The organism is Cupriavidus sp. 21MJTG02-4, from assembly GCF_057798975.1.
This window is the reverse complement of sequence record NZ_JBYOJP010000006.1, coordinates 1-15,506: the sequence shown is the minus strand read 5'-3', so window position 1 is coordinate 15,506 and position 15,506 is coordinate 1. Positions and strand designations below refer to the sequence as shown.

Below are 15,506 nucleotides of genomic sequence, written 5' to 3'. Positions count from 1 at the left end.
TCATGAATACTCAAAGACTTTATGAAATGCATTCATTAACACCCTATGGCAGACTCCGGCTCCATCGACGTGCCGGAGGTGCGCATTCATGAAGATGACTCATAAGCGCATGCAGGAACGGCACATTGATCGGGGCGCGCTTTCCCGCGACCATCCCGCAAACTCCAGCCACGTAATTGCCGATGACATCGCTCAAGATCAATGGTCAGATTCATCATGTCGACCTGCCCCCCGATACCCCATTGCTGTGGACGCTCCGTGATGCATTGGGCTTCACGGGCACGAAATTCGGATGTGGCATGGCGCTGTGCGGCGCCTGTACCGTCCACGTCGACGGCCAGGCGGTGCGCTCCTGTGTGACGCCGATCTCCGCGGTGGGCGGCAAGGCGGTGGGCACGATTGAAGCGATGGAGGCGGATCGCGTGGGCAAAGCCGTGCAGGACGCGTGGGCAGAGCTCGGCGTGGCGCAGTGCGGCTACTGCCAGGCGGGCCAGATCATGACGGCCACCGCGCTGCTGAACAGCAATCCGAAGCCGACCGACGCGCAGATCGTCGCCGCGATGAGCGGCAACCTTTGTCGATGCGGCACCTATACCCGCATCAATGCCGCTGTGCGCCTCGCATCGTCACGGCTCCAGGGCAACAAGACGGGGGCCAGGGCATGACGCGCACCGATATTCAGCCGTTGGCGCAACCGGGGCGCCGCCGTTTTTTGCAGTCCGGCGCGGCGTTTGCGTTGTCCGTCCAGTTCGGAGGCCTGATTGCAAAGGCCGATGCCGCTGAAGGGGAGAAGACGTACGGCGCCGCCTCGATGCCGGGCGGCGTGGTGGACAACCCGTTGGTCTTCGTGTCGCTCGCGCGCGACGGCACTGTGACGATTGTTGCGCATCGCGCCGAGATGGGCACCGGCGTGCGGACCAGCCTGCCGATGGTGGTGGCAGACGAGATGGAAGCCGACTGGAGCCGCGTGAAGATCGTGCAGGCCGATGCGAACGAGGCTCGCTATGGCAGCCAGAACGTGGACGGTTCTCGCAGCATGCGGCATTTCCTGGCCCCGATGCGCCGCGTGGGCGCGTCGGCGCGCCAGATGCTCGAAGCCGCCGCCGCCGCGCAATGGAAAGTGCCGGCGGCCGAGGTGCAGGCGCGCAACCACGAAGTCATTCATCTGCCAACGGGCCGCCGGCTCGGCTATGGTGAATTGGCGGAAGCCGCCATGCGGCAGCCGCTGCCGCAGCACAGCCAGCTCCGGCTCAAACAGCCCGACGCGTTCCGCTATATCGGCAAGGGCAAGATCCTGCCGACCGACAGCCGCGATATTGCTCAGGGCAAGGCCACCTACGGCATCGACATACGGCTCCCCGGGATGGTCTACGCTGTCATGGCGCGGCCGCCCGTGTACGGCGGCAAGCTGCGCAAAGTCGACAGCACCGACGCCATGAAAGTGCCAGGCGTATTGCGCGTCGTCGAACTGAAGGGCTACGACGGTCCGCCACTGTTCAACCCTGTCGGTGGCGTTGCCGTGGTGGCGACGAATACCTGGGCGGCAATGCAGGGGCGCGCCGCCCTCAAGCTCGAATGGGACGATGGCATGAACGCGGACTACGAATCGGGCGCGTTCCGCCGTACCCTGGAGACGGTGGCGCGCCAGCCCGGCAAGGCGATGCGCAACGATGGCGATGCCGTGGCAGCGCTATCGTCTGCCAACGGCCGGCGCAAGGTTTCGGCCGAGTACTACATCCCCCATCTTGCCCACGCGTCGATGGAAACACCGGTGGCCACGGCACGCTTCGTCGATGGGAAATGCGAGATCTGGGCGCCGTCGCAAGCGCCGCAGGGGGCCCTGGAAAGCGTGGCCAGGCATGTCGGGCTCGAGGCGAGGGACGTGACGTTGCACCTGACGTTGCTGGGCGGTGGGTTCGGCCGCAAGTCGATGGCGGACTTCATCTCCGAAGCGGCGCTTGTTTCCAGGGCGATGGGTGGTACGCCGGTCAAGCTGCAATGGACCCGTGACGATGACATTCGGCACGACTACTACCACACGGTATCCGTCGAGCGCATGGAGTCGGTACTCGATGCCAGTGGCAGGCCGGCGGCCTGGCTGCACCGGTCCGCCGCTCCCACCATCGCGTCCACGTTCAAGGTCGGCGCGCAAGGCAAGGCGGCGTTTGAGGCGGCGATGACGGCCATCAACATCCCGTTCCAGATCCCGTCGATCCGGCTGGAGTCGGCCGATGTGCCGGCGCACACACGTATCGGCTGGTTCCGCTCGGTGTCGAACATTCCACACGCCTTTGCCGTGCAGAGCTTCGTCGCCGAACTCGCGCACCAGGCCGGCCGGGACCCGAAAGACTACCTGCTGGAACTGATCGGGCCGCCGCGGAAGATCGATCCTGCAACGCTATCTGACAGCTGGAACTACAGTGAATCGCCGGACCTGTATCCACTCGACACCGGGCGCATGCGGCGGGTGGTCGAGGAAGCCGCCCGTCGGGCTGGCTGGGGCCGCAAGCTGCCGAAAGGCCATGGCCTGGGTATCGCCATGGCATACAGCTTCGTCACGTATGTGGCGACCGTCGTCGAAGTTGCCGTCGATGCCAAAGGCCGGATCTCGATCCCGCGTGTCGATATGGCGATCGACTGTGGTCCGCAGGTCAGCCCGGAGCGCATCCGGTCGCAAGTGGAAGGCGGCTGCGTGATGGGCGTAAGCCTTGCCATGCTTGGCGAGATTTCGTTCCAGCATGGCCGCGTGCAGCAGAGCAATTTCCACGACTTCGAACTCCTGCGCTCGCATATGGCGCCGCGTGCCATCCACACGTGGCTGGTCGGCGGTGATTTCGACGTGCCGCCAGGCGGCGTCGGCGAGCCGCCGGTGCCGCCGGTGGCGCCGGCGCTGTGCAATGCAATTTTTGCGGCCACGGGCAAGCGGATCCGCTCGCTGCCGATCCGCGACCAGCTTGCGCGGGCCTAGCGGCGTGCGCTTTCCGGACGGTACCGGATTGCGTCGATGACAATCTTCAAGGCGCGCGAAGATTGACGACGGCTTGGGTAGAACGCGTGATAGCCGGGAAAGGTCGGGCACCAGTCGTCCATGACACGGACGAGGCGACCGGCCTCCACATGTGGCTGGACCAGCGGATAGGGCAGGAATGTCAGTCCAAATCCATCCAGCGCTGCGTTCAGCATCTGGTTGACGCTGTTGCAAACGAGTTGGCCCTCGACGCGTGCCTGCAGCTTCTTCGCGCCCTTTGCCAGTTCCCAGGCATAGAGGCCGCCGCTCGTCGCAAGCCGCAAGTTGATGCAGCGTTGGTCCAGCAGGTCGCGCGGCGTGGCAGGCTTGTCGCGGCCCTTGAAGTAGGCGGGCGCGCCAACGACGGCCATTTTCACATCGGGGCTGATGCGAACCGCGATCATGTCCTTCTCGATCTGGTCGCCGAAGCGCACGCCAATGTCATAGCGTTCGCCGACGATATTGGTGAGCCCATAGTCGACGGTCAGTTCGACGTTCAAGTCGGGGTATTGTGGCAGCACCTTCGCCAGGCGAGGCCAGATGATGGCGTCGATCGGATGATCCACCGCGGTGATGCGGATCGTGCCGGCGGGCCGTTCGCCGAGTTCCGCCACCGCGGATAGGTCGGCTTCAATCCCTTCGAATTTCGGGCCCAAGGAGCGAATCAGCCACTCGCCCGCATCGGTCGTGGACACGCTTCGCGTGGTCCGGGTCAGCAGTCGCACGCCGAGCCTGGCTTCGAGACCGCGAATGGTATGACTCAGCGCAGATTGTGTAACGCCAAGTTTGGCCGCCGCGCGCGTGAAGCTGTGCTCCTTCGCGACGGTGATCAATGCCAGCAGGTCGTTAAAGTTTTGGCGGGGCATGGAGTTATTGTCTGCTCGAAAGCCATCGGAAAGCAGCGGCGGCACACGGTCGCCGCATTTTGGCAATGATGAACGAACTTCATCAATGCTTTCGCTATTGTTCAGTCCGGTGCGAGCATGCGCAAGATTTTTTGAAGTCCGGTACGCGGATTCCTCATCGAGCCTCTGCAAGGCGGCTTCCTGCTGTCCGGCTTTACGGCGCCCGTCCGGCGTGCGAATGATGCGGCACGTTTGCGCAGGGCGCCGGATCCAGGGCAACAAATCGTAACGCTACCAAAGTCCCTGGCCGAGATAATCTTGGATCCGTCGCCGCTCGTGCAATGCACGCGCTCGACACGTTCCTTGGCGGGGCTGGAATTGGCGCCTAGGATGGCAGCGAGAGTGGCCGGGCATTGCCTGGGAACTGGGGGATAACGGTGTTCGTGGCACCGTGGACATCATGCGTCACTTGCTGGAAGCCCGCCTCGTCAACGATGACTTTGGTGATCCCGGACTGTTCGTAGACTTCCTGGACGAACGGCGCGCGATGCTGTTCGATCTGGGCGACATCACCGGGCTGATGCCGCGCGAGCTGATGCGGCTGTCACATGTGTTCGTCACGCACGCGCACATGGATCATTTTTCCGGCTTCGACCACCTGCTGCGTGTGCTGCTCGGGCGCAAGGACCGTATCGCGCTGTACGGCGGCCCGGGATTCCTCGCGCAGGTCGAGCACAAGCTGCACGGCTATACATGGAATGTGGTTCATCGCTACGCGGTCGACCTGACAATTGAAGTGGCCGAACTCGGCCTGGACTGGCAGCGGCGCAGCGCCTGCTTTTCCAGCCGGCACGGCTTCGCGAGGCAGGGTGAGGTGCTGGCGGGAAGTACCGGCGACATCGTCCACGAGGAGTCAACCTTCCGGGTGCGCGCGTGCTTCGTTGACCATGGAACGCCTTGCCTGGCCTACCTGGTGGAAGAAAAGGCACGGCCCGGTATCAACAAGGAGCGGTTGGTCGCCTCAGGCCTGACGACAGGAGCCTGGCTGCGCGAACTGAAGCACGCCGTCCTCACTGGCGCGCCCGACGATGCGCCGATTCTTGTGCAATGGCGCGACCGCGCGGGCAATCACGCCACGACGCGACAGGTTGGCGAGCTGAGCCGGCTGGTCCTTGACGTCGAACCTGGCCGGCGTATCGGCTACGTGACCGACCTGCGCTACTCGGACGAGAACGTGCAAGCCTTGTCGCAGCTCATGCAGGGCGCCGACGAGCTGTTCATCGAGAGCGTGTTCCTGGACGAGGACAGCGCTCACGGATTGCGCAAGAACCATCTGACTGCCGCCCAGGCCGGCCGGATCGCCCGCTGCACAGGTGCCCACGCGGTGACCCCCTTTCATTTCTCGCCACGCTATGAGGGCCGCGCCGCGAAGCTGGCAGCCGAAGTACGGGCTGCGTGGGCCGGGGATGTGCACAGCTGCTGCGGGCCGCGGCAGCCGAGCCGAACGACATAATGGCCACCGGCACACCGGGGCGTCTCAAGGGCGACACAAGGCTTCGCCGCTAGCGGCGCAGCATCCAGATCAGGAACGACAGCAACAGCGAGACTACGATGCAAGTGGTGATTGGGAAGTAGAAGCTGAAGCCGTCGCGGACGATATGGATATCTCCGGGCAGACGACCAAAGGGCAGTCTGGACAGCCATGGCCAGGCGACTCCTGCGACAATCAGCAGGCAACCGATTCTCGCCAAAGGGGGATGGCGCGAGCAGGAAGCCAATTGCCTCCTGCCACCAGGTATCGTCGACGTGGCGAATCCAGTCGTTGTGTTCAGCCGCCCTCACGATCCTCAGTTGTTTCGTACCGGCCAGCGCGTTGTAGAGCGTCTTACCGAATTGCGCAGGGACGATGCTGTCGTTTTCCGCCACCACATTAAGAGCCGGCCGGTCGAACGACGCAAGGTGAGACACGCTGTCGTATTGGTCATGCATCAGCCACTTCACCGGCAACCACCGGTAGTGGTATGCAGCGACGTGCTCGAGCCAGCCCCACGGCGTGATGAGCAGCAAGCCGGCGATCTTGTCGTGCTCGCGGGAGCCGGCCGCAGCCGCCACCAGGGCGTGGCTCATCTCATCCTCCGTGAAGCCCACCTCCAATTATGGCGAAGAACTCGAGCAGGGCCCACAGGGAATTCGTAGGGCAATGCGCGAGCAGAGGGCCGTTCTTTAGCTGGCCTTGGCCTCATACCAGGACTGCGACCGGTTGACGATGCCGACGACCAGCAGCATGACCGGGACCTCGATCAGTACGCCTACCACCGTGGCGAGCGCGGCACCGGACTGGAAGCCAAACAGGCTGATTGCGGTGGCGACGGCGAGCTCGAAAAAGTTGCTGGCGCCGATCAGGCTCGACGGGCCCGCTATGCAATGGGCAACGCCGAGTTTGCGGTTCAGAAGGTAGGCCAGACCGGAGTTGAAGAAGACCTGAATCAGGATCGGAACGGCCAGCAGCGCGATCACCATCGGCTGGCCGATGATTGCCTTGCCCTGGAATGCAAACAGCAGGATCAGGGTCAGGAGCAGCGCCGTAATCGAATACGGCCCCAGACGATGTACGACGCGCTGGAAGTGAGCGACGCCGCGGCCAAGAAGCATCTTGCGCAGCAGTTGCGAAATGATGACGGGCACGACGATGTACAGCGCCACCGAGGTGAGCAAGGTATCCCACGGCACGGTGATGGATGACAAGCCCAGCAGCAACGCTACAACGGGTGCAAAGGCGACGACCATGATGGCATCGTTCAAGGCCACCTGAGACAGCGTGAAGTACGGGTCACCCTTGCACAGCTGACTCCAGACGAACACCATGGCGGTGCATGGCGCCGCGGCCAGCAGGATGAGTCCAGCCACATAGCTGTCGAGCTGGTCGGCGGGAAGCAGCGGCGCAAAGAGGTTTCGCACAAAAATCCATCCGAGCAGTGCCATCGAGAACGGTTTGACCGCCCAGTTGATGAACAAGGTCACGCCGATGCCGCGCCAATGCGATTTCACCTGTCCCAAGGCGCTGAAATCGATCTTGATCAGCATCGGGATGATCATGACCCAGATGAGCATGCCGACAGGAAGATTGACCTGGGCATACTCCATGCGCCCGATTGCCTGGAAGACCTCAGGCAGCATCTGCCCCAGTGCGATACCGGCGACAATGCACAGTGCAACCCACACGGTCAGATACCGCTCGAAGAATCCGATGGCCGGCCTGGAGGTGGTCACGCTCGACGTCGCAACGTTCTGGCTGTCCATGGATCAACTCCGTGCCAGACGCTGCAGCGCCTCTTGAAGCTCGGTGTCGCTCATGTCTTCGATCGGAAGCAGGAGCAGCTGCAGCATGCGGTAGCCGATGGCCTGTCGGGTCAGTTCGAATGCCTGTCGCTTCTTTTCGTCGCTGCCTTCCGTGTTGGACGGATCGGGGTAGCCCCAATGCACCTTCACCGGGCTGCCCGGCCAATACGGACACTCCTCTTCGGCCGCACTGTCGCACACCGTGATGACCACCCGCATCTGCGGGGCGCTTTCGCCGACAAATTCATCCCAGCACTTGCTGCGGAATTCGCCGACGTCGACGCCAGCATTGCCAAGCGCCTCGATGGCGAACGGATTGATGCGCCCGCTGGGCGAGCTTCCGGCGCTATAGGCGCGCACATCGCGACCAGACTGCTTGGCAAGATGGTTCAACATTCCTTCGCTCAGCACACTGCGGGCCGAGTTGTGGGTACACAGAATCAGTACGTTGGTGGTCATGGGGCGCTACGAGTGAGTGGGGTGCGTCTTAGCAGCAGGACGTCTTGGCGTTGACCGCTATGCCGACCGGCTTGCCTGTCGGAGCGCGGGGAGCGCAACAGGCCGATTCCTGGCCATCAGCGTCGATCTTTCGGGATTCGCCGTACACCGGCACGTTGCCCAAGGTATGGAAGTGCTCCCATGCAATGCCTTGCGGGTCCGTGACCCAGTACTTCTCGCTTTTCGCATAGCAGCAGGTGGTCTCGCCTTCGTCGAGCAAGGCCATGTCCGCCGCTTCGGCTCGCTGCTTCAGTTCGGCCAGTTCAACCGCATCGTCTGTCTGGAACCCGAGGTGGTCGACTCCGGTCTCCGCACCGCGGGCGGAGATGGCGAAGTTCACGCGCGGATCCTCCAGCATCCACTTCGCATAGTCTTCTTTCACCACCGTTGGCTCGGCTGCGAAGAGGGCCGAGTAGTAACGAATGCTCGCAGACAGGTCGGCGACGCTGACGTGCACGTGGAAGCGCTTCATGATTTGGACTCCGAGGCAACGGAACAGTTGGACACAGGCGAGCACGGATTGCCGCCGCAGCAGTTTTCCGTGAGGTAACCCAGCAATGCGTTCATGGTCTCGAAATGAGCCATGTAAATGATCGAGCGGCCGTCTTGCCGGCTGGATAGCAAGCCGGCACGGTGCAATTCCTTCAGGTGAAAGGAGAGGGATGACGCCGGCATATCCATCAACTCGGCAATCCGGCCGGCAGGAAGTCCCGCAGGGCCGGCCTGCACCAGCAGCCGGAACACGGACAGGCGTATCGAATGGGCGAGCGCGGCAAGCGCTTCAAGGGCGCGATTGGTTTCCATGTTTCGAATATAGTCGAAACATGGAAACCTTGAAAGTGAAATTTGTGTGACGAAGCGCGCAGGAAGGGCGGATGGGTGCTTATGTGATGACTTCAGTCGCCTCAGCGGCGATGCCGGGGGCACCGAGGCGCCGGCCGAGATGAACACCTGGTTCCCCCAGTTCAAGGCGATGGGGATGGCCGAGAACACCACCAATACCCTGCACAACCTGTTGACGCTGCGTGGCGCGCAGGTGCGCGACGCGACCAGGTGGGTCGACGGCATCAACGAGACCATCGCGAGATTCGGCAACGATATCGAGGTCAAGTTCCAGTCGCACCACTGGCCGATGTGGTGACACGACCGCATCATCGGCTACTTCGAGAAGCAGCGCGACGCGTACAAGTACATTCATGACCAGTCCGTGCGCCTGATGAACGAAGGCTATGTCGGCACCGAGATCGCGGAGGCTGTCAAGCTGCCGCCGGAACTCGCCAGCTTCTGGCCGAACCGCGGCTACTGGGGCACGGTCAAGCACAACACCCGCGCGGTGTACCAGCGCTACCTTGGCTTCTACGACAGCAACCCGTCGTCGCTAGATCCGCTGCCGCCGGTCCCTGCCGCGAAGAAGTACGTCGAGTATATGGGCGGCGAAGCGGCCATCCTCGCGCGCGCGCAAGGACTTCGACAACGGCGAATACCGCTGGCTTGCCGAGGCACCGACCTGAAGTCCCGCGCGCCAGCCGCAGCGCCGTCAGGCTCCGGTCTGGCGGGCACTCGCGGCGGCGGACAATTGCGCGGCGCAATTTTCCTTCGGCCACCGATCAACCCATTCCGGCTGCGCACCAGCCGGGGCGCGGTCGATCCGATTGCCTGGTGTCACGCGGGTGGAGCGGTGAGCCTATTGCGTACACTTTTCCTGATACACCCGCTGCAATTGCCTGCGCGTCCTGTCGCGCTCGACGGTGGAGATTTCGTTGCCCTGGCTATTCTCGACTGGCGCGCCCGAGGGTCGGTAGCTGCGGCGCGGAGTCTCTCCGATCTGTTCGGCCAGCTGATTGCACTGCTCATCAAGGGAAGGCGGTTGCGTGGGGGTGGGCTGGAAGCGGTACGACCCCTCACGCACTGCGTCGGAGATTGCATCATTGATCGCGGCGTCCGCCGGAGATGGCCGCTGAGTCTGCGCATGGCCATGGAACAGAGGCGTCAGACTGGCGATGAAAGCGAGCAGGCATACGTGGCGGCGCAGCAGCATGAATATCTCCCGGGAGTACTGGCACACCTCCTGGTGTCCTGAATTGCAAGTTCGTTGCATAAGTCCGCCGCGCACGATCCGTCGTCGCGAATGCTCGCAAGGCACCAGCCTTGCTGCGCTTCACTCCCAGGCTCGCACGCCTTCTCGACAGACTTATTTCTGCAACGAACTTCCAACTCAGGACACTAGTGCAGCAGGTAAAGAACCTGCGGCCCCTCGGCATAGAGGTCCATGGCCATCTTCAGGATCTCGTTGCGATGCCGGTCGAAGGAGGCCAATACCCCGGCTTCGTCGGAACCGAAAGCCGAGTCGACTTTCATCAGTACGCGGTCGTCCACAATGAAGGTAATCTCGCGTGCGTTGTCATAGCCCCAGAACCACACGCCATGCCTGGCCCCGTCATAGCTGCGGCTGGGGTTGGGAAAACTAAGTGCCATGTTGTCGTCCTGCGTTCTACGCTCTTGACAGGCCGGATCGCTTCGCTCGCTAGCAGCGCAAAGTGCTCCAGCTAGTGCGTATCTCCTTTCATGCTCTCGGCTTCCATCGCGGCATGTAATTCTTCATACGCCTCGATTGGCTCCATGTCCTGGTCGACGAACGCCACCGCACGCTCTGCGATAGCTAACGCGTCGCGGGGGATGTCGCTCTCGCTGTCGTCCTCGGTACTCGGCGGCAGCAGCATGTCCTCAAGCATCCCGCGCAGCTCTGGGGTATTCCATGGCCTGCCCAGCCTGGCCTTCCTGTTCATGTAGTGACGAATTTCCGAGTCTTGCTCGGCGGACAGCGGAAGTCCGCGAAAAGTTGGATCCGTATTGTGATGAATCATGATGCGCCTCCCGAAGCGGTCTGCGCTCTCAATGTATAGACGTCAATTCCCTGAGGTGAACGTTGCAAGTTGCGTGTGATCACTGTGGCGCGCATGTCCGCGCCCAAGCGATTTACGTCTTCTTCTTGGCGACACCTTCGTTCCCAACCCTCGAATGAACCGTGCTGAACGGGGTTGCCGGCACTGACGGCTTCTTGGGCTGCTTCGGCTTTTTCGCTTCGCGAGTGCTGCGTAGTTGACTCTTGGCCATGGCTTGCTCCTGGTGCGTTGTTTGCCAAGGTGGCAACTTCAGCATACGCGCTTGGAAGCTCCAACCAAATGACTTTTCGTGAGATCCGCACGAAAGAGCCACTTGGCGCCCGCATAGTCCCCGGGCTCATGAGCACGTGCAGTGAGGGAGAGCACGGGTCGCGTCCTTACTACGCCTACTTCAGCAAACCGCGCTGGCGCGCCAGCGCAATCGCATCATATCGGCTCGACACACCCAGCTTGGCCAGGATGTTCTTCACGTTCCACTTCACCGTGCCGAACGTGATGTTGAGCGTCAGCGCAATGCGCTTGTTCGACATGGCTTCCGCGATCAGCGCGAGGATCTCCAGTTCGCGCGGCGTCAGGGGGCCGCGCTCGGCGTCCGGCGCGATCCGGGTGCCGGCACTCACGGCAGCGCTGATGGGCGCCGCATCCGCCCTCGCGGTGCCTGGCGTCATGCGCGCCAGGATATCGGCGAGGTAGCGCGATACGGGCGCGGGCAGGCCGTTGTCCTTCTGCAGGCGGGCCAGCAGCCCCGCGATCTGGTCCTTCATGTCGAGCAGGGTGCGCACGAGACCGAGCTTCTCGGCGAGCGTCACGGCTTGCGTCAGGCAACGCGTGGCTTCGGCGTCCTGCTGCAGTCCGTCATGGGCCACCGCAGCCAGCAATCCGACCCGGACCAGGTTGCGGGCACGGCCGTACTTCTCGCCAAACTTGCGCACCTCCGCCAGCGCATCGAGCGCTACCTGCGGGTTGGAATCCGCCAGCGCGAGCTGGGCGCGCACGAATGAGGCGATGGCGGGTATCTGGGCGAGGGCGCCGGTCGCCTGCGCATGGATCTTGCGCAGCCCTTCCAGCCGCGTGCCCAGCTCGGCCGCGCGGCGGTGTTCGCCGATGGTCAGCAGGATATTGGCCTGCTCGGCGAGCACGCTGGCGAGCGCTCGGTCGAGCCCGAGCAGGTGGAAGTGCGCGGCCTGAGCGTCGAGGAAGGACAGCGCGGTTTCCGGCGCGTCCTGCAGGAAATCGAGGCGCGCGCGGCACAGCGAGGATTGCATCATCACGTCGGGCCACGACGATTGCGAGAGGCCCGCGCGGTTCGCCAGCACGTCGCGCGCGTCGTCGGTGCGGTCCAGTTCGTAGCGGGCAAAGGCCACGGTCGCGGCGCACAGGTTCGCGGGCAGCGAGGCACGGCCGAACGTCGCCTCCGCGCGGGCGAGCGTGGCGGCGCCCAGGCGCTCCGCTTCGCGCATGTCGCCTTCGACCAGGAAGGTCTGCGCGCGCTGGCTCTCGAAGACCATCGCCATGTCGTTGTCGCGGTCTTCCGGCGGAACCGGGTTCGCGTCGAACAGTGCGCGCGCATCATCCAGGCGGCCGACCGCCAGATAGGCCACCACCAGCCCGGCCAGGCATACGTAGCGCAGCGACGCATTCTCCATGGGCGCACTGCACAGGGGTTCCAGCATCTCGATGGAGCGCTGCATGTCGTCGCGCTGCACGGCGACGGACGAATCGATGATGGGGAACTTCGACGACAGCGCCGGGATCTTCGCAACCTCGGTGCGGCGGATCTGTTCGAGCCAGCGCTCGGCCTTGTCGGCGCGTCCCGTGAAGGCATGGGCCAGGCAGCCGAGGAAGAACAGGCGCGGATGCGAGAACAGCGTTTCCTGCGGCAGTCGATCCAGCATGTGCAGCAGCGGACCGATATAGGACATGCTCCAGGTGGAGGCCGTGGCCGCCTGCTCCATGGCGTCGGCCGCGAAGTCGAGGTCTCCGCCAAGGCTGGCGTACCGCACGGATTCCACCAGCAGGTCGTTTGCGGCGAACCAGCGGCTGGCGCGGCGATAGACGGCTTCCACGGTGTCCTTGCCCTGCTGGGCCAGGCGCTGCGCGAGGAACTCGCCGAACAGCGGATGGAAGCGGTACCACGGCGCGGGGTCGTCGGTCTCCACGCGATCGATCAGCAGGTTTTCATCCTCCGCGCGCTTGATCAGGTCGGCGGCGCCGGGATTCTCCGTGACGGCTTGCGCGAGTCCGGCATTGAAGCGCCGGAACACCGACAGCTTTTCCATGAACGCCGTCAGCTCCGGCGGCAGGTAGGCCACTACGTCCTCGGCCAGGTAGGACTGCAGGTCCGCCGATTTCCACAGCAGCGAGCGCAGGTTGGCGCGCTTGGCGGGCCGGATGCGCAGCATCGTCGCGACCGGCTGCAGGCTCGCGGGCCAGCCGCTGGTCAGGTCATGGATCAAGCGGATTTCGTCGGCGCTCAGCTTCAGCGTGCTGAGGTTCTGGTCGAAGAAGGCGCGAGTTTCCTCCAGGTCGAACGGCAGTTCGGCGAAGTCGATCTCCGACACCTGGCCCTGCATGCGCAGCCGGCCCAGGCTCAGCGGCGGCATGGTGCGCGAGGCGATGACGATATGCAGGTTGGCCGGGCAGTGGTCGAGCAGCTTCTGCAGGAGCCGGTGCGCGGCCGGGGCCTCTACGTGCTGATAGTCGTCGATGAGCAGGTAGAGCTCGCGGTCGATCTCCTCGACGGCGCTGGTTGCCATGGCCACCAGCGCTTCCATCGACTGCTCGCTGCCGGTGGCGTCGGGCACGACGTCGTCGGCGCGCATGCCCAGGCGCTGGAACGCGGCCAGCAGGTAAGTGCAGAAGCTCGGGAACTGCCGGTCGTCATGGCTCAGCGACAGCCATGCGACATCGATGCCGGCCTTCATCAGCTCCTGGCGCCATTGCGCCAGCAGGATGGTCTTGCCGAAGCCCGCGCCCCCGGTGACGAGCGTGGCCGCGCAGTACTTGGTGTCGCGCAGGCGCGCCAGCAGGTGTTCACGCGGGATGTGGCGGGGACTGATGCGCGGCGGGGAGAACTTGGTCGCCACCAGGAGAGTGTCGGGATTCATCGCGGATGCGTGCTTGGATGGATTCGCCATGGGCGCCGGTTTCGATGCTGGGGCTGGGCCGGGTGACGGCATTATGGCGTTTCATGCGCGGGTTTGGAAAGGGCTGGCGGCCGCGTCCGCACGGCACCGCAGTGCGATATCCGGCACAAGCGCCGGCACAAGCCGAGCGCCCTGCCAGGCGTGTGCGGCCCACGTCCGCAAGGGGAGGGGCAGGCGGGTATTCCCTTGTCGTACCTTGGCATCCAGTCAGAAACGCTGTCGGCGTTTGGATATTGGATCAAGGAGAAGACATGAGCGAAGCCGTTTCGTTTGAAGTAAGGGGCCGGGTCGGCTGGATCACCCTGATGCGCCCGGAGGCCCGCAACGCCATCAGCAAGGACATGGCGCTGGCCATGGCCGCGCAGCTGCGTGCGTGGCAGCAGGACGATGCGGTGCGCGTCGTAGCGGTGACCGCGACGGGCCCGGCCTTCTGCGCCGGCGCGGACCTGAAGGCCTCCGGCACCCCGGGGCCCGGCGAGCCGGACCTGCTCGATACGCTCGTCGCCTTCTTCGACACGCTGCGCGCCTTCCCCAAGCCCACCATCGCCGCCGTCAATGGCCTGGCGGTGGCCGGCGGCCTGGAAACCGTGCTCGCGTGCGACTTCGTGATTGCCGCGCAGAGCGCCCGCTTTGGCGATGCCCACTCCAACTTCGGCGTGTTCCCGGGCGGTGGCGGCGCTGCGGTGCTGCCGCGCAAGATCCCGCTGAATATCGCCAAGTACCTGCTGTACACGGGTGAATCGCTGCCGGCGGCCGACATGAAGCAGTACGGCCTGGTGGCCGAAGTGGTCGCCGACGAGGAACTGGCGGCACGCGCGCAGGCCATCGGCGACAAGCTGGCCACCAAGAGCCCGCTGGTGCTGCGCAAGATGAAGAAAGTGGCCGATGAGGCAGCGGACAAGCCCCAGGCCGACGCGCTGCGCCATGAACTGCTGGAGCTGCGCAACCACCAGCGTTCGTACGACATCAGCGAAGGCCTGCGCGCCTTTGCGGAGAAGCGCACGCCGGAATTCAAGGGCTACTGATCGATCACCGTACCGGAGCAGGAATAAATGGAAAACATCTACATCGTTGGCGTCGGCATGACGCCGTTTGGCCGCCATGCCGACAAGACCATCAAGCAACTGACCGGCTCGGCCGTGGAAGATGCGCTCAAGGACGCCGGCTGCGACCGCAAGTGGGTGCAGGCTGCGTTCTATGGCAATTGCACGCAGGGCCACTTTGACGGCCAGCACATGATCCGCGGCCAGGTCGCGCTGCTGCCGCTGGGCTTTGACAGCATTCCCATTTTCAACATCGAGGGCGCCTGCGCGTCGTCGAGCCATGCGTTCAACCTCGCCGTGACGCAACTGCGTGGGGGTGCAGCCGACGTGGCCATTGCCGTGGGCGCGGAGAAGATGTTCTCGAAGGACAAGGCCAAGATGTTCTCGGCCTTCGAATCGGCCTGGGACGTCGAAACGTTCGAGGACAACAAGAACTATCTGGCCGAGATGGGCAAGGCCATCGTGCCGCCGCCGGGATCGCAGTCGCCCAATCCCTACAGTCCGTTCATGGACGTGTACGCAGCGCTTGGCCGTGGCGGGCTGATGGAGCGCTTCGGCATCACGCAGCGCCAGCTCGCGGCTGTTTCGTCGAAGAACCATGGCCACTCGGTGCATAACGAGCGCTCGCAGTACCGCAATGCCATGACGATCGAGGAAATTCTCGCGGCACCGCCGATCACCTACCCGATTACGCTGCCTATGTGCTCGCCGATCTCGGACGGTGC

The 15,506-nt window shown here is 63.8% G+C and carries 17 protein-coding genes and 1 pseudogene; 7 read left to right on the top strand and 11 right to left on the bottom strand.

Annotated features, from left to right (window positions below):
- Window positions 1-182 precede the first annotated feature (182 nt).
- Entirely contained in the window at window positions 183-665 is a 483-nt protein-coding gene (locus tag AC3FKH_RS13810; RefSeq protein WP_488676321.1) for a (2Fe-2S)-binding protein, read from the top strand.
- Window positions 662-2,968 (top strand): xanthine dehydrogenase family protein molybdopterin-binding subunit, encoded by a 2,307-nt coding sequence (locus AC3FKH_RS13805; RefSeq protein WP_488676319.1) that lies wholly within the window; start codon window positions 662-664, stop codon window positions 2,966-2,968. Before AC3FKH_RS13810 ends, AC3FKH_RS13805 begins: the two co-directional genes overlap by 4 nt.
- Here AC3FKH_RS13805 and AC3FKH_RS13800 read toward each other — a convergent pair.
- Window positions 2,965-3,873, bottom strand: a complete 909-nt coding sequence (locus AC3FKH_RS13800) for a LysR family transcriptional regulator (RefSeq protein WP_488676777.1) — start codon at window positions 3,871-3,873, stop codon at window positions 2,965-2,967. The genes AC3FKH_RS13805 and AC3FKH_RS13800 overlap by 4 nt on opposite strands.
- A gap of 439 nt (window positions 3,874-4,312) precedes the next feature.
- Here AC3FKH_RS13800 and AC3FKH_RS13795 point away from each other — a divergent pair, with 439 nt between their 5' ends.
- Complete coding sequence (locus AC3FKH_RS13795) at window positions 4,313-5,365, top strand: ribonuclease Z (RefSeq protein WP_488676317.1); 1,053 nt, start codon at window positions 4,313-4,315, stop codon at window positions 5,363-5,365.
- 49 nt (window positions 5,366-5,414) lie between these two features.
- Here AC3FKH_RS13795 and AC3FKH_RS13790 read toward each other — a convergent pair whose 3' ends face one another.
- The 6 genes and pseudogenes from AC3FKH_RS13790 to AC3FKH_RS13765 all read right to left on the bottom strand — a co-directional run bounded on the left by AC3FKH_RS13790 (window position 5,415) and on the right by AC3FKH_RS13765 (window position 8,493).
- Window positions 5,415-5,585, bottom strand: a complete 171-nt coding sequence (locus tag AC3FKH_RS13790) for a DUF2905 domain-containing protein (protein ID WP_488676776.1) — start codon at window positions 5,583-5,585, stop codon at window positions 5,415-5,417.
- Window positions 5,586-5,610: 25 nt separating this feature from the next.
- Window positions 5,611-5,964, bottom strand: a pseudogene (locus tag AC3FKH_RS13785) (alpha/beta hydrolase family protein); the annotation flags it as partial.
- A 111-nt stretch (window positions 5,965-6,075) separates the two neighbouring features.
- A complete protein-coding gene (arsB, locus tag AC3FKH_RS13780; protein WP_488676315.1) occupies window positions 6,076-7,152 on the bottom strand; it encodes an ACR3 family arsenite efflux transporter in 1,077 nt (358 codons plus the stop codon).
- Window positions 7,153-7,155: 3 nt separating this feature from the next.
- Window positions 7,156-7,650: an arsenate reductase ArsC gene (locus AC3FKH_RS13775; protein WP_488676314.1), complete on the bottom strand. Its 495-nt coding sequence runs from the start codon at window positions 7,648-7,650 to the stop codon at window positions 7,156-7,158.
- A 28-nt stretch (window positions 7,651-7,678) separates the two neighbouring features.
- Window positions 7,679-8,161 (bottom strand): ArsI/CadI family heavy metal resistance metalloenzyme, encoded by a 483-nt coding sequence (locus AC3FKH_RS13770; protein ID WP_488676312.1) that lies wholly within the window; start codon window positions 8,159-8,161, stop codon window positions 7,679-7,681.
- Entirely contained in the window at window positions 8,158-8,493 is a 336-nt protein-coding gene (locus AC3FKH_RS13765) for an ArsR/SmtB family transcription factor (protein ID WP_488676310.1), read from the bottom strand. Before AC3FKH_RS13765 ends, AC3FKH_RS13770 begins: the two co-directional genes overlap by 4 nt.
- A gap of 139 nt (window positions 8,494-8,632) precedes the next feature.
- On the opposite strand from AC3FKH_RS13765, the gene AC3FKH_RS13760 reads away from it, so the two are divergent.
- Window positions 8,633-8,830, top strand: coding sequence for a hypothetical protein (locus AC3FKH_RS13760; protein WP_488676308.1), 198 nt, complete (start codon window positions 8,633-8,635; stop codon window positions 8,828-8,830).
- Between the two features lie 75 nt (window positions 8,831-8,905).
- Entirely contained in the window at window positions 8,906-9,769 is an 864-nt protein-coding gene (locus AC3FKH_RS13755) for an alkyl sulfatase dimerization domain-containing protein (protein ID WP_488676306.1), read from the top strand.
- 143 nt (window positions 9,770-9,912) lie between these two features.
- On the opposite strand, the gene AC3FKH_RS13750 is transcribed toward AC3FKH_RS13755, so the two are convergent.
- The 4 genes from AC3FKH_RS13750 to AC3FKH_RS13735 form a co-directional block, all read right to left on the bottom strand.
- Complete coding sequence (locus AC3FKH_RS13750) at window positions 9,913-10,164, bottom strand: DUF1488 family protein (RefSeq protein WP_488676305.1); 252 nt, start codon at window positions 10,162-10,164, stop codon at window positions 9,913-9,915.
- A 71-nt stretch (window positions 10,165-10,235) separates the two neighbouring features.
- On the bottom strand, window positions 10,236-10,553 hold the full coding sequence (locus AC3FKH_RS13745) for a hypothetical protein (RefSeq protein ID WP_488676303.1): 318 nt from the start codon (window positions 10,551-10,553) through the stop codon (window positions 10,236-10,238).
- 112 nt (window positions 10,554-10,665) lie between these two features.
- Window positions 10,666-10,803 (bottom strand): hypothetical protein, encoded by a 138-nt coding sequence (locus AC3FKH_RS13740; RefSeq protein WP_211949658.1) that lies wholly within the window; start codon window positions 10,801-10,803, stop codon window positions 10,666-10,668.
- 175 nt (window positions 10,804-10,978) lie between these two features.
- Entirely contained in the window at window positions 10,979-13,729 is a 2,751-nt protein-coding gene (locus AC3FKH_RS13735; protein WP_488676301.1) for a winged helix-turn-helix domain-containing protein, read from the bottom strand.
- Between the two features lie 260 nt (window positions 13,730-13,989).
- Here AC3FKH_RS13735 and AC3FKH_RS13730 point away from each other — a divergent pair, with 260 nt between their 5' ends.
- Window positions 13,990-14,763 (top strand): enoyl-CoA hydratase/isomerase family protein, encoded by a 774-nt coding sequence (locus tag AC3FKH_RS13730; protein WP_488676299.1) that lies wholly within the window; start codon window positions 13,990-13,992, stop codon window positions 14,761-14,763.
- A gap of 27 nt (window positions 14,764-14,790) precedes the next feature.
- A partial coding sequence (locus AC3FKH_RS13725) for a thiolase family protein (RefSeq protein WP_488676297.1) occupies window positions 14,791-15,506 on the top strand: 716 nt, incomplete at its 3' end.

What these genes read in the sequence shown, in the direction of transcription:
- AC3FKH_RS13805 (WP_488676319.1), top strand. Translation starts at nt 662, where the DNA reads ATGACGCGCACCGATATTCAGCCGTTGGCGCAACCGGGGCGCCGCCGT.
- AC3FKH_RS13755 (WP_488676306.1), top strand. Translation starts at nt 8,906, where the DNA reads ATGAACGAAGGCTATGTCGGCACCGAGATCGCGGAGGCTGTCAAGCTG.
- AC3FKH_RS13760 (WP_488676308.1), top strand. Translation starts at nt 8,633, where the DNA reads ATGAACACCTGGTTCCCCCAGTTCAAGGCGATGGGGATGGCCGAGAAC.
- AC3FKH_RS13775 (WP_488676314.1), bottom strand. Translation starts at nt 7,650, where the DNA reads ATGACCACCAACGTACTGATTCTGTGTACCCACAACTCGGCCCGCAGT.
- AC3FKH_RS13740 (WP_211949658.1), bottom strand. Translation starts at nt 10,803, where the DNA reads ATGGCCAAGAGTCAACTACGCAGCACTCGCGAAGCGAAAAAGCCGAAG.
- AC3FKH_RS13750 (WP_488676305.1), bottom strand. Translation starts at nt 10,164, where the DNA reads ATGGCACTTAGTTTTCCCAACCCCAGCCGCAGCTATGACGGGGCCAGG.
- arsB (WP_488676315.1), bottom strand. Translation starts at nt 7,152, where the DNA reads ATGGACAGCCAGAACGTTGCGACGTCGAGCGTGACCACCTCCAGGCCG.
- AC3FKH_RS13745 (WP_488676303.1), bottom strand. Translation starts at nt 10,553, where the DNA reads ATGATTCATCACAATACGGATCCAACTTTTCGCGGACTTCCGCTGTCC.
- AC3FKH_RS13770 (WP_488676312.1), bottom strand. Translation starts at nt 8,161, where the DNA reads ATGAAGCGCTTCCACGTGCACGTCAGCGTCGCCGACCTGTCTGCGAGC.
- AC3FKH_RS13735 (WP_488676301.1), bottom strand. Translation starts at nt 13,729, where the DNA reads ATGGCGAATCCATCCAAGCACGCATCCGCGATGAATCCCGACACTCTC.
- AC3FKH_RS13810 (WP_488676321.1), top strand. Translation starts at nt 183, where the DNA reads ATGACATCGCTCAAGATCAATGGTCAGATTCATCATGTCGACCTGCCC.
- AC3FKH_RS13800 (WP_488676777.1), bottom strand. Translation starts at nt 3,873, where the DNA reads ATGCCCCGCCAAAACTTTAACGACCTGCTGGCATTGATCACCGTCGCG.
- AC3FKH_RS13765 (WP_488676310.1), bottom strand. Translation starts at nt 8,493, where the DNA reads ATGGAAACCAATCGCGCCCTTGAAGCGCTTGCCGCGCTCGCCCATTCG.
- AC3FKH_RS13730 (WP_488676299.1), top strand. Translation starts at nt 13,990, where the DNA reads ATGAGCGAAGCCGTTTCGTTTGAAGTAAGGGGCCGGGTCGGCTGGATC.
- AC3FKH_RS13795 (WP_488676317.1), top strand. Translation starts at nt 4,313, where the DNA reads ATGCGTCACTTGCTGGAAGCCCGCCTCGTCAACGATGACTTTGGTGAT.